The sequence below is a fragment of the Actinomadura logoneensis genome (assembly GCF_003428695.1).
In the GTDB taxonomy this organism is placed as follows: Bacteria; Actinomycetota; Actinomycetes; order Streptosporangiales; family Streptosporangiaceae; genus Spirillospora; species Spirillospora logoneensis.
Genome location: NZ_QURH01000194.1, coordinates 1 through 11,900, shown reverse-complemented (window position 1 = coordinate 11,900; position 11,900 = coordinate 1). Strand labels below are relative to the sequence as shown.

General features: G+C 72.5%; 10 protein-coding genes, 2 tRNA genes and 1 pseudogene. 8 read left to right on the top strand and 5 right to left on the bottom strand.

Annotation, left to right across the window (positions count from 1 at the left end; translation table 11 throughout):
* Positions 1-402, bottom strand: a 402-nt coding sequence (locus DZF91_RS10450; RefSeq protein ID WP_147341092.1) for a GntR family transcriptional regulator, incomplete at its 3' end; no start/stop codon positions are given.
* A gap of 69 nt (positions 403-471) precedes the next feature.
* Between DZF91_RS10450 and DZF91_RS10445 the strand changes: the two genes are divergently transcribed.
* The 3 genes from DZF91_RS10445 (at position 472) to DZF91_RS10435 (ending at position 1,929) form a co-directional block, all read left to right on the top strand.
* On the top strand, positions 472-1,140 hold the full coding sequence (locus DZF91_RS10445; RefSeq protein ID WP_117357274.1) for a pyridoxamine 5'-phosphate oxidase family protein: 669 nt from the start codon (positions 472-474) through the stop codon (positions 1,138-1,140).
* Positions 1,141-1,174: 34 nt separating this feature from the next.
* A complete protein-coding gene (gene orn / locus DZF91_RS10440) occupies positions 1,175-1,774 on the top strand; it encodes an oligoribonuclease (RefSeq protein ID WP_117357273.1) in 600 nt (199 codons plus the stop codon).
* A 79-nt stretch (positions 1,775-1,853) separates the two neighbouring features.
* Positions 1,854-1,929: transfer RNA gene (locus tag DZF91_RS10435), tRNA-His, on the top strand.
* Positions 1,930-2,052: 123 nt separating this feature from the next.
* Here DZF91_RS10435 and DZF91_RS10430 read toward each other — a convergent pair.
* The gene (locus DZF91_RS10430) at positions 2,053-2,649 is read right to left on the bottom strand and encodes a cadmium resistance transporter (protein ID WP_117357272.1); all 597 of its coding nucleotides are present in this window, start codon (positions 2,647-2,649) and stop codon (positions 2,053-2,055) included.
* 294 nt (positions 2,650-2,943) lie between these two features.
* Here DZF91_RS10430 and DZF91_RS10425 point away from each other — a divergent pair, with 294 nt between their 5' ends.
* On the top strand, positions 2,944-5,187 hold the full coding sequence (locus DZF91_RS10425; protein WP_199486535.1) for an Orn/Lys/Arg family decarboxylase: 2,244 nt from the start codon (positions 2,944-2,946) through the stop codon (positions 5,185-5,187).
* Positions 5,188-5,235: 48 nt separating this feature from the next.
* On the opposite strand, the gene DZF91_RS10420 is transcribed toward DZF91_RS10425, so the two are convergent.
* Positions 5,236-6,459 carry a serine hydrolase domain-containing protein gene (locus DZF91_RS10420; RefSeq protein ID WP_117357271.1) on the bottom strand — a complete coding sequence of 408 codons (1,224 nt, stop codon included), beginning with the start codon at positions 6,457-6,459 and terminating at the stop codon, positions 5,236-5,238.
* Positions 6,460-6,725: 266 nt separating this feature from the next.
* Here DZF91_RS10420 and DZF91_RS10415 point away from each other — a divergent pair, with 266 nt between their 5' ends.
* The 4 genes from DZF91_RS10415 to DZF91_RS10400 all read left to right on the top strand — a co-directional run bounded on the left by DZF91_RS10415 (position 6,726) and on the right by DZF91_RS10400 (position 9,683).
* Entirely contained in the window at positions 6,726-8,003 is a 1,278-nt protein-coding gene (locus tag DZF91_RS10415; RefSeq protein WP_235834198.1) for a cytochrome P450 family protein, read from the top strand.
* A 260-nt stretch (positions 8,004-8,263) separates the two neighbouring features.
* Positions 8,264-8,863: a response regulator transcription factor gene (locus DZF91_RS10410; RefSeq protein WP_117357270.1), complete on the top strand. Its 600-nt coding sequence runs from the start codon at positions 8,264-8,266 to the stop codon at positions 8,861-8,863.
* A gap of 240 nt (positions 8,864-9,103) precedes the next feature.
* Positions 9,104-9,176: transfer RNA gene (locus tag DZF91_RS10405), tRNA-Lys, on the top strand.
* 156 nt (positions 9,177-9,332) lie between these two features.
* Positions 9,333-9,683, top strand: a complete 351-nt coding sequence (locus DZF91_RS10400) for an STAS domain-containing protein (RefSeq protein WP_158587901.1) — start codon at positions 9,333-9,335, stop codon at positions 9,681-9,683.
* 36 nt (positions 9,684-9,719) lie between these two features.
* Here the strand turns inward: DZF91_RS10400 and DZF91_RS10395 are convergent, their stop codons facing one another.
* Together DZF91_RS10395 and DZF91_RS10390 are read right to left on the bottom strand one after the other, a co-directional pair.
* On the bottom strand, positions 9,720-11,723 hold the full coding sequence (locus DZF91_RS10395; RefSeq protein WP_117357268.1) for a xanthine dehydrogenase family protein molybdopterin-binding subunit: 2,004 nt from the start codon (positions 11,721-11,723) through the stop codon (positions 9,720-9,722).
* Positions 11,720-11,900: pseudogene (locus DZF91_RS10390) on the bottom strand (FAD binding domain-containing protein); the annotation flags it as partial. The pseudogene DZF91_RS10390 and the gene DZF91_RS10395, both read right to left, overlap by 4 nt.

The following is an 11,900-nucleotide window of genomic DNA, read 5'->3' as shown; positions in this document are numbered from 1 at the left end:
GGCCGAGGCCGCCATCCGCCACGCGCGCCGCCAGGCCGGACCGTCCAGCCCCGCGACCCAGGGCGCGCCGGGCCGCAGATCGACCATGCCGTCCGGCGCGACGGGCTCGTGCGGCCCGGGGCCCTCCCACACCGGACGCGGCGCCGCGACGACCTCGGTCACGTACGTCCCGGAGCCGTGCCGCCCCTCCAGCCAGCCCTCCGCGTACAGCTGCCCGTACGCCTCGGTGACCACCGTCCGGCTGACGCCGAGCGCCGCCGCGAGCGCCCGCCCGGACGGCAGCCGCTCCCCCGCCACGAGCCGGCCGTCCCGCAGCGCGGCCCGCAGCTGGTCCGCGAGCTGCACGCCGAGCGGTTCCGGCCGCTCCCGGTCCACGGTGAGCGGCAGGTCGAACGTCGCCAAAGTGGTCTCCCGCAATCCCCTCGAAGTGGCCCTTTGCCGTGGTCCACCGGCCTCCTAGCGTAGGTCTCCATGAGCACTGGACACCCGCCGCCGCTGTCCGCCACCGCCCGCACCTCCCTCGGCCGCAAGCGCGACCGGGGCCGGACCGACCGCGCCGAGCTGCACGCCGTCCTGGACGAGGGCCGCGTCTGCCACCTCGGCGTCGTGGTGGACGGCGCGCCGCGCGTCCTGCCGACCGCCTACGGACGCGACGGCGACACCCTCTACCTGCACGGGTCGTCCGGGGCGTCCAGCCTGCTGGCGGCCCCGACGGGAGAGATCTGCGTCACGGTCACCCACCTGGACGCCCTGGTCCTCGCCCGCTCGGCGAACAACCACTCGATGAACTACCGCAGCGCGATGATCTACGGGGTCCCGCGCCGGGTGACCGACGACGCCGAGAAGCTGCACGGGCTGCGCGCGGTGGTGGAGCACATCACCCCGGGGCGGTGGGACGTCATCCGCGCCCCGAACCGCAAGGAGCTGGCGTCCACCGCCGTCCTCGCCCTCTCCCTGGACGAGGCGTCGGTGAAGATGCGCGGCGGCCAGGTCGTGGACGAGCCGGAGGACTACGCGCTGGACGTCTGGGCGGGCCTGGTCCCCGTCCACCAGACCTACGGCGTCCCGGTCCCCGATCCGGCGCTGCGGCCGGGCCTTCCGGTGCCCGGGCACATCCTGGCCACGTTCCCTACCGGATGACCCACCGCAGGCCAAGGGGCCGTATGGTGAAGCCATGAATGAGCGGCTCGTTTGGGTGGACTGTGAGATGACCGGCCTCGACCTGCGCCACGACGCGCTGATCGAGATAGCCGCCCTGGTCACCGACAGCGAGCTCAACATCCTCGACGAGGGCGTGGACGTGGTGATCAAGCCCCCGCAGGAGTCCCTCACCCAGATGAGCAAGGTCGTGCGCGACATGCACACCTCCTCGGGCCTGCTGGACGTCCTGGCCGGCGGCGTCACCCTCGCCGAGGCCGAGCAGACCGTGCTGGACTACGTCCGCAAGCACGTCCGGGAGCCGAAGAAGGCCCCGCTCTGCGGCAACTCCATCGCCACCGACCGCTCCTTCCTCGCCCGGGACATGCCCGCCCTGGACGGGCACCTCCACTACCGCATGGTGGACGTCTCCTCGATCAAGGAGCTGTCCCGGCGCTGGTACCCGCGCGCCTACTTCGCCAGCCCGGAGAAGAAGGGCGGCCACCGCGCGCTCGCCGACATCACCGAGTCGATCGTCGAGCTCCGCTACTACCGCGCCGCCGTCTTCGTCCCCCAGCCCGGCCCGGACTCCGACACCGCGCGCGCCCTGGCCGCCGAGGTCCTCTCCCAGTCCTGATCCCGCCTCCCGCAAGAGAGTGCGCGACCACCCCCCGCGAACCGCTACACTGATTCTCGCCGGGCAAGCCCCGGCCCTGGTGGGTGTAGCTCAGCTGGCAGAGCACTTGGTTGTGGTCCAAGATGTCGGGGGTTCAAGTCCCCTCACTCACCCCAGGTGAGAGCCCGGTTCCGATCACGGAACCGGGCTTCTCCGTTTAGCACAGCAGTAGCCCAGCAGGGCCCCCGCTCCTAGCGCACCCTCGCTCTCGTGAACCCGCGCACGCGCGAGGCAGGTCCTTAGAGGCCGAAAGCGCCGCCCTCGATGAGGATGAGCACGCCGATGCCGATCAGGACGACGGGCAGCAGGATGTGTCCCCAGCGGCTCAGCGCCTTGGCGATGGCGGGGCGGGTGGCGAAGTACCGGCCGGCCGCGACCCAGACCGCGACCAGGATCAGGAACACCACGACATAGACGTTCATGCCGCCGGTGCCCGCGGTGGCGAAGACCGGGACGTAGACGCCGATGTTGTCGCCGCCGTTGGCGAAGGTGACCGCCGCCACCTCCAACGGCTTGGGACCGCCCTCGGTGGCCTGCCGCTCCTGTTCGGTGTCGTGGCGGTGCCGCCACGCCCGCACCGCGGCCTTGATGCCCAGCGCGAGCGGCAGCACCCCCAGGTAGGGGATGGCCTGCTCGGGCAGGAACGTGGCGCCGAACGCAGCGGCCACGGCGACGGCGAGGATGGCCGCGAAACCCAGGTATTGGCCGATCGCGATGTTCCGGGTGGCTCCCCGGTGCCCGGCACCTTGGGCGAAGAACAAGGCCAGGATAAGGATGTCGTCGATATTGGTGACGGCGAACAGTCCGGCCGCCTGCCCGATGATGCCCAGATCCACTACGGAGGGCCGCCCTTCCGCACCTGATCACACCGTAAGTGCGGAGAGCCTATCGATCTGCCCGCTTTCGCCCAGCGTCCGCGCGCCACACAGGCTGCTTAGCCCCTTGGAAGTGTGGGGGTCGGTGCGGTGGTGAACGTGGCGACGTGAGGCGGGTGGGTGTTTCGGGCGGGGGAGGTAGGAGGGCGTGCCGTTAAGGGTGGGATAAGGCCGCTTCTTGTTACGTTCCGCGGTCAAATGGGTGGGGAGGGTGATTTTGGCTGGTTGGTTGCCTGTGGCGAAGGGAGCTCGGTGATGCTGCCGTCGATGGGTGCGGGTGGGGTGCGGGTTCTGCTGCTGTCCGGGCCTGCTCAGGGTGGTGGGGGTGTCGAGAAGCTGGCCGGGGCGCTGGGGGCGTCCGGCCTGGAGGTGTTACGCGCGGGGAGCGTCCGGGAGGCGCTGAGCGTGGTGCGGTCGGACGCGGCGCTCGGTGCGGCGCTGGTGGGGTGGGACACCACCGACACCGCGATGGACGGTCCGGCGGGGACCGGCGAGGTGTTGCGGGCCGTCGGGGAGCGGTTCGTCCGCCTGCCGGTGTTCCTGCTGGTGACGGGCTCGGACGTGAGCGGGCTGCCGCTGTGGGCCTACAAGCTGATCCAGGGGTGCGTCTGGCCCCTGGAGGACACTCCCGCGTTCATCGCCGGACGGATCGCCAGGGCGGTGGCCGACTACCGGGAGGCGGTGCTGCCGCCGTTCTTCCGGGCGCTGCGGCACTTCGACGCCGGCCACGAGTTCTCCTGGCACACGCCGGGGCACGCGGGCGGGGTGGCGTTCCTGAAGTCGCCGGCGGGGCGGGCGCTGTGGGACTTCTACGGGGAGGCGCTGTTCCGCACCGACCTGTCGATCTCGGTCGGGGAGCTCGGTTCGCCGCTGGACCACACCGGACGGATCGGCGCGGCCGAACGCAACGCCGCGCGGGTGTTCGGCGCCGAGCAGACCCTGTTCGTGATGAACGGCAACTCCGCCTCCAACCGGATCGTCGGCCACGCGACCGCGGCCGATGGGGAGAGCGTGCTGGTCGACCGCAACTGCCACAAGTCGATCATGCATGCGCTGACCCTGTCGGGCGCGGTGCCCCGCTACCTGGTGCCGCAGCGCAACGGGCTGGGGCTGGCCGGCCCGATCCCGCCCTCGGCCCTGGCCCGGGCCGGTGACGGAGGACCGGCGGTGTCGGCGGTCGTCACCAACTCCACCTACGACGGGCTGTGCTACGACGCGGTCGAGGTCGCCGGGCTGCTGGCGCCCCACGTGCCGCGGATCCACTTCGACGAGGCGTGGTTCGCCCACGGCGCGTTCCATCCGCTGTACGCGCGCCGCTTCGGCATGGCGGTGACGCCCGAGGTGATGGACGACGAACTGCGGCCGACGGTCTTCGCGACCCAGTCGACGCACAAGCTGCTGGCAGCGCTGTCGCAGGCGGCGATGGTGCACGTCCGGCCCGCGCCGCGCGCTCCGGTGAACCCGGCGCGGTTCAACGAGACCTACCTGATGCATGGGACGACCTCCCCCTCTTACCCGGTGATCGCCTCGCTGGACGTCGCCGCCGCGATGATGGACGGCGCGTCGGGCACCTTCCTGCTCACCGAGGCCATCACCGAGGCGGTCCGGTTCAGGCAGACCGTGGTCTCCGTCGCCGAGCAGATCCGCGAGGACAGGGACCGGCCCGGCTGGTTCTTCGGGGTCTGGCAGCCGGACCATGTCGCCACCCGGCCCGTCGAGGACCTGGTCTCCGACCCGGCCGCCTGGAGCCTGGAGCCGGGTGCCGCATGGCACGGGTTCACCGACCTGCGGAGCGGCTACTGCATGCTCGACCCGATCAAGGTCACCATCACCTGTCCCGGGGTGACCGCCGACGGCGCCGTCCAGGAGCTGGGGATTCCGGCCCGGATCGTCGCGGCCTACCTCGAGCAACGCGGCATCGTCGTGGAGAAGACCGGCGACTACACCCTGCTGGTCCTGTTCTCGCTGGGCACCACCAAGGGCAAGTGGGGCACCCTGATCGACGCCCTGGTCGACTTCAAGGACGCCCACGACGCCGCCGCGCCCGTCGAGGAGCTCATCCCCGACCTCGGCCTCACCGGGCCCCTGCCCGACCTGTGCGCCGCGATGCACGCCGCCCTGCAGGCCCACGGCCTGGGCCGCCTGCTCGACCAGGTCTTCACCGACCTTCCGACGCCCGAGGTCACTCCCCGCGCCGCCCACACCATGCTCATCCACGACGACGTCGAGCAGGTCCCGCTCGACCGGGCCCACGACCGCGTCGCCGCGTCCCTGGTCGTGGTCACGCCGCCCGGCATCCCCATGCTCCTGCCCGGCGAGAACATCGGGCGCGCGGACGGTCCCGCCCTCACCTACCTCCGCGCCCTACAGGCCATCGACCAGGAGTTTCCCGCCTTCGCGGCCGACATCCACGGGGTCCACCGCGACCAGGGCGGCGCCTACCACCTCGACTGCCTGGCCTTCTCCGACTCCGCCGTCACGCCGGTCCCCGACCGCTGACGGCTGTGCCCGCAGGGGCCGGACCCGAGACCCGGCCCCTGCCGCGTGTCAGGGGTGTGGGAGGAGGTCCGGGTCGTAGACGGCGGCGGCGATCCGGTTGACGTAGGGGGCTTCGGAGCCGTCCTTGCCGCCCGTGGGGTTCAGGGAGTAGACGGCGACCCGGCGCAGGTCGCGGGTGGCGAACATCCCGCTGGTGTAGCCGGGACGCGAGCCCGTCTTGCCCCAGACCGTCACGCCGTTGGGGAGGGTCACGCGCATCAGGCCCGCGCTGAAGCAGGCGTGCCCGGTGTCGGAGCCGAGGTTGCAGTGACTGTCGTCGGCGTACTTCACATCCGGGACGGCGAACATCGTGGGGAGCATGGAGCGCGGGACGACGCGCCCCTGGAAGATGGCCCGGATGAAGCGGGTCAGGTCGTCGGCGCTGGAGATCATGCCGCCTTCAGCCCACGGATAGGGACTTTGCTCGGAAACGTCGTGCAGGACGGTTCCGCCCTTCTCGGTCACGGCGACATACCCGTGCGAGTGCGGGCCGGGCAGGCGCGGGTCGTGCCGGTCGAGGACGTAGGTGGCGCGCAGGTTCAGAGGCTGGAGGATACGGTTCCGCACTTCGTGTGCGTAGGTGCGTCCGGTGACCTTCTCGATGAGCATGCCGGCGACGTAGTAGTTGAGGCCGTTGTAGCGCTGGCTCGTGCCGGGCGCGAAGTCCATGGGCGTGGTCATGGCGTCGGTGACGATCTGCCGCGGCGTCCAGCTGTCGAAGCGGTGGTCCACGAACCAGCGCTTCGGGTCGCCCTGCGCTTCGCCGAGGTGGCCGCCCGTGGGCAGGCCGCTGGTGTGGTCGAGCAACTGCCGGACGGTGACCCTCGGGTACCCCGCGGGCAGCAAGCCCGGCATGTAGTGCTGGACCGACTGGTCGAGGTCGAGTCTGTGCTCGGCCGCCAGTTGCAGGACGACGACGGCGGTGAAGACCTTCGAGATGCTGCCGACGCGGAACCGTCCGTCCAGGGGGACGGGTGTGCGGGCATGGATGTCGCCGAGGCCGGACGTCCCGCTCCACCGCCCGGCCGATCCGGTGACCTTCACCAGGGCGCCCGTCACGGACGCGTCGGGCAGGCCGCCGATGGAGGCCCGGACCATCGCCGGGTCCAGGCGCGGCAGCGGATCGGGCGTCGAGGCGGACGCGGCGCCGGCCGTCGCCGCGCCTCCCGCGACGGCGGCGGCCAGGACGGCCGCGGTCAGGGTCAGTGGGGTTCTCGTCCGGGTTCTCTTCATGCGGTCGATTAGACCGGCGGACGGGCGCCCGGGCCGATGGCGCTGCTTTCCGTCTTCGGGTGGTGCTGGGTCCACCCCCGCCCGGGGGACGGCCGACGACATGGCGGTGAGGGGGACGGGAGGGTGGCCCGGCGGGGGCAGTTGTGGGGCGGTGGGGGTCAGGGTGGCACCGGGGCCGGGCGGTTACAGATGGACACGACGCATGTTCGCCAGGCGTCCGGCCGGCCCCTCGGACCGCCCGGGCGCGGGACGCCGGAGAGGACGCCGTGACCGACGCCGTGACCGAGCCCGTGACCGTGGACCTGATGGACTCCGACCTGCTGCGCGACCCCTTCCGGGGGTACTCCCGGCTGCGCGAGCTGTCACCGATGGTGCAGGTCGCCTTCGGCGGGCGGGGCTCGCCGCTCTGGCTCGTCACACGGTACGAGGACGTCCGGGCGGTGCTGGGCGACCGGCGGTTCGTCAACAGCGCGGCGAACGTGCCGGGGCTCGGGCTGAAGGACGTCCGGGCAACAACCGTCCGGAGCATGGGCATCCCCGACAGGTACGCGCCGTACCTGCTCAGCACCGTCCTGGACGCCGACGGGGAGGACCATCTGCGGCTGCGGCGGCTGGTCGCGCGGGCGTTCACGCCGCGCCGCGTCCAGCAGCTGCGGCCCCGGGTGCGGGCGCTCACCGGCGACCTCCTCGACCGGCTGCCCGTCCGGGACGGGGTGGTCGACCTGGTGGAGCACTTCGCCTACCCGCTGCCGATCACGGTCATCTGCGAGCTGGTCGGCATCCCCGAGGAGGACCGCGGGCTCTGGCGGACGTGGGGCGGGGCGCTGCTGCGGCAGGAGGAGCCGGAGGGCATCGCCGGCGCGGTCGCGGGCATCGTCGACTACACGGCGGAGCTGGTGGGGCGCCGCCGCGCCGACCCCGCCGACGACCTGCTCACCGCGCTGATCCGGGTGCACGACGAGGACGGCTCGGTGCTCAGCGAGTTCGAGCTGGTCACGATGGTGCTGTCGCTGGTGCTGGCCGGGCACCAGACGACCGCGAACCTGATCGGGAACGGGCTGCTGGCGCTGCTGGACCACCCCGACCAGCTCGCCCGGCTGCGCGCCGACCCCGAGGGGCTGATGCCGGGGGCCGTGCACGAGCTGATGCGCTGGTGCGGGCCGGTGCAGTCGACCCGGTTCCGCTTCGCCACCGAGGACCTGGTGATCGGCGGCCGGATCCTGCGGAAGGGGTCGCCGGTCATGGCCAGCCTCGTCTCGGCGAACTTCGACCCACGCCGGTTCGAGGATCCGCACCGCTTCGACATCACCCGCCAGCCGGACGGGCGGCGCGAGGCCCACGTGGGGTTCGGCCACGGCCTGCACTACTGCGTGGGCGCGGCGCTCGCCCGGCAGGAGGCCGAGGTCGCGTTCACCACCCTGCTCGAACGCTTCCCCGAGGTGGCCCTGGCGGTCCCGCGCGACCAGGTCGACCGGGCCCGGCTGCCGGGCGTCTGGCACCTGGGGTCGCTGCCCGTCCGCCTCGGCCCGGACGGACGGGAGTGACCGCGTGGGGGGAGTGGCTCCCAACGTCCTGACGGGGTGCGGTGAAGGTTGTTACGAGGCGGTTCGGACGCCGCAAGTAAGGGCTTGCAGCGAGCGGAGCGGCGGTGAGAGTGATCGAGAGCTTCCTTTTCCCTTGTTCCAAGGCTGTCGGACGATGAGGAACGGAAGTGGAGCGTCCATGCGGGCCCGTGGTGCGGGGATGATCGCCGGGTTATGCTCCTTCCTCTGCCCATCCGTGAGACGCGGCCACCGGAGACGGGATGAGCGTGGACGAGACGGCCCCCCTTCGCGTACTGGTGGTGGGCGGTGACGCGTCCGCCCGAGCGGACGTCGCCCGCCTGCTGTCGGCGAGCGACGAGCTGAACGTGGTCGCGGAGGCCGAGCAGGCCGCCGCGGCGGTCGAGCTGGCCGGCCGGCTGCGCCCCGACATCGTCGTGCTGGACGCGTCCGCCGCGCGGGCCGGGCGCACCGCCGAACTCGCCCGCGCCGCGCGGGTCTTCGTGCTCGCCGGGCCGGACGACCCCGCGACGGTCGACTCGGCCGTGCGCGGCGGGGCCTGCGGGCACCTGGTCCCCGGCTCGTTCACCGCGCGGGACGTGCTGCGCGGCGTCCGGGACGCGAGCCGGGTCAGCATGGGCCTGTCCGCCCGCGAGGCCGAGGTGATGGACCTGATCGCCAGCGGACGGTCCAACGGGGAGATCGCCCGGCAGCTGTTCCTCAGCGAGAAGACCGTCAAGAACCACGTGAACCGCATCTACGCCAAGCTCGGGGTCAGCTCCCGGGCCACCGCGATCGCCTTCTGGCGGGGCATCGTCAGCGTCCTGCCGAGCAGCGACCCGTCGACTCCCCCGCGGGGTTGATCATCCTTTCGCGGAGGCCGCGCCGGGCACTCCCGGCCGCCGGCAAGGGGCCGGAGATCGTGGGGAGTGAAAGTGCTCTCGTCCGCCTGTGAACGCCGGGGGCGTGGGGGCGGAAGGGCTTCCGAGCGGGCGCCGGAGGCGGGGAAGGTGGGGCGGGATAACCGATTCGCGCAGGGCGCGGGGCCCTGCTAATCTTTTTCTCGTCGCCAGGGAGGCCGCAGAGCCGACCAGAAACGACACGCGCCGTTAGCTCAATTGGCAGAGCAGCGGACTCTTAATCCGCGGGTTCGGGGTTCAAGTCCCTGACGGCGCACCCGCTTCGAAAGCCCCGGAACGCCGATGCGTCCGGGGCTTTCGCGTTTTCTTCACCGAGCGCCCGCGCCGGCGGCGGAGTTCCTGGTTCACTGGAGAGCACTCCCGCGTCGCCGGGAGGCGACCGCCGCCGTCTCGGTGAACAGGGGCGATGCCGATGGACGACTACCAGGCGATCGTGGTCCGCAATCCGGACCACCGCGTCGTCGCCCTCTACGGCGATCTCGACGCGGCCAGCATGCCGGCGCTGGAGGCGGAGCTGTTCTGCCAGCTCACCGAGAGCGACCTGCCGCTCGTGGTGAGCCTGGACGGCGTGGCGTTCTGCGACACCGGCTGCCTGCGGTCGCTGCTCCAGGCGGCCCGGCACGCGGACGCCGTGGGCTGCCGCATCGCGTTCTGCTGCCGGCTCGAGGACCTGCTGCGCGTCCTGCGCGACGGGCGGATCACCCACCACCTGGGCATCTGGCCGACGATCGAGGAAGCCGTCCGGGCCGTCCTGCGGCCCTGACCACGCCGACCGCCTAGCCCGCGGGCGCGGGCGGGGTCACGTGCGGGCGGCGATGAGGCGTGGCAGGACGGTCTGCGGGGTCAGCGGGAGCTCCCGGAAGCGGACGCCGGTCGCGCTGTGCACGGCGTTCACGATGGCGGCGGCCGTGCCGACCGTGCCGATCTCGCCGAGGCCCTTGGTGCCCATGGGGTTGACGTGCGGGTCGTGCTCGTCCAGCCAGACGGCCTCGACGGACGGGACGTCCGCGCAGGTCGGGACGTGGTACTGGGCGAGGTCGATGTTGAGGAAGCCGCCGTCGGCGTCCAGGACGGTGTGCTCGGTGAGGGCCATGCCGAGGCCCATCGTCATCCCGCCGACGAACTGCGACCGGGCGAGGACGGGATCGACGACGCGTCCGACGGCGTAGACGCCGAGCAGGCGCGGGACGCGGACCTCGCCCGTGTCGAAGTCGACGTCCACCTCCGCGAAGTGCGCGCCGAAGGCGTGGCAGGAGTAGCCGGACTGCTCGCCGACCTCGGCGGCGGTGTCGACGGACGCCTCGTCCGCCGCGGGGTCGGCCGTCAGCTTCTCGCACGCGCGCACGACGGCCGTCCCCCAGCTCGCCGTGCCGGTCGAGCCTCCGGCGAGCGACGCTGCGGGCAGGTCGCTGTCGCCGATCTCGACGGTCACGGCGGACGGCTCGACGCCCAGGGCGTCGGCGGCGATCCGGGTGAGGGCGGTGCGCGCGCCCGTCCCGATGTCGATGGCGGCGATGCGGACGGTGTAGCGCCCGTCTGCGACGCGGCGTGCCGTGGCCCGGCTGCCTCCGCGGGACGCGGGGTAGGTGGCGGCTGCCACGCCGAGGCCCTTCCTGTCGGGGGCCCAGCCGAAGCGGCGCGCGCCCTCGCGCAGGCAGGCGACCAAATTGCGGGAGCTGAACGGGTCCCCGCTGGTGGGGTCGTTCTCGGGCTCGTTGCGGACGCGGAGTTCGATCGGGTCGAGGCCGAGGGCCTTGGCGAGCTCGTCCATGGCGCATTCGAGGGCGAACATGCCCGGGGTCTCGCCGGGGCCGCGCATCCAGGACGGGCTGGGCACGTCGAGCGTGAGGAGGCGTCCGGCCAGGCGGCGGTTCGGCGCCCGGTACATGACCTTGGACGGGTTGACGCACTCCTCGGTGAAGCCGCGGACGGTGGACGCCTGCTCGTTCGACTCGTGCGCGAGGACGGTGAGCCGCCCGTCGGTGTCCGCGCCGAGCCGCACCCGCTGGGCGGTCGGCGTGCGGTAGCCGGTGATCGCGAACATCTGCCGCCGGTTCACCGCGAGCCGGACGGGCCGTCCGACGGCGCGGGCGGCCATCGCGGCGAGGACGACGTTCGGACGCGGCGTCCCCTTCGAGCCGAACCCGCCCCCGACGTGCGGCGAGACCACGCGCACCTGCCGTTCGTCCAGGCCGAGGAGCGAGGCGAGGGTGGAGCGGACCTTGGTCGGGCCCTGGTTGGAGTCGTAGACGGTCAGGTGGTCGTCGCGGTCCCAGTGCGCGAGCGTGGTGTGCGGCTCCATCGGGTTGTTGTGCTCGGCCGGGGTGCGGTAGGTCGCGTCCACCAGGACGGGGGCGTTGGCGAACGCGTCGTCCGGGTCGCCGATCTCGACCGGCTCGCCGTAGGGCTCGTGGTCGTAGGTCTCGCTCGGCGGTCTCAGCTCGAGATCGGGGTCGCGCGCGTCGCGGTAGGAGACACGCAGGAGGCGGGCGGCCTCCTGCGCCGTCTCGGACGTCTCGGCGACCACCGCGGCGACGAGCTGCCCGCGGTAGGAGACGCGGCGGCTCTGGAAGACGTTCAGCTCGCCGTCGTCCGGGTCGTTCCGGAGGCTCGGCGCGTTCTCGCAGGACAGGACGGCCAGGACGCCCGGCATGGCGAGCACCTCGTCGGCGTGGACCCTCTCGACCTCGCCGCAGGCGATCGTGGCGAGCACGGCAGCGGCGTACGCGACGTCCTCGACCTGGTACTCGTAGGCGTAGCGGGCGGCGCCGGTGACCTTGTCCCGCGCTTCGAGGCGGCTCACGACAGCTCTCCCAGGGTGCGGACGACCAGGTTGCGGGCGAGCGCGACCTTGTACCGGTTGTCGCGCAGCGGCTCGGCCCTGGAGAGCTCGGCGTCGGCGGCGCGGGCGAACTCGTCCTCGGTGGCGGGCGCGCCGCGCAGCGCCGCCTCGGCCCGGCGGGCGCGCCACGGTCGCGCG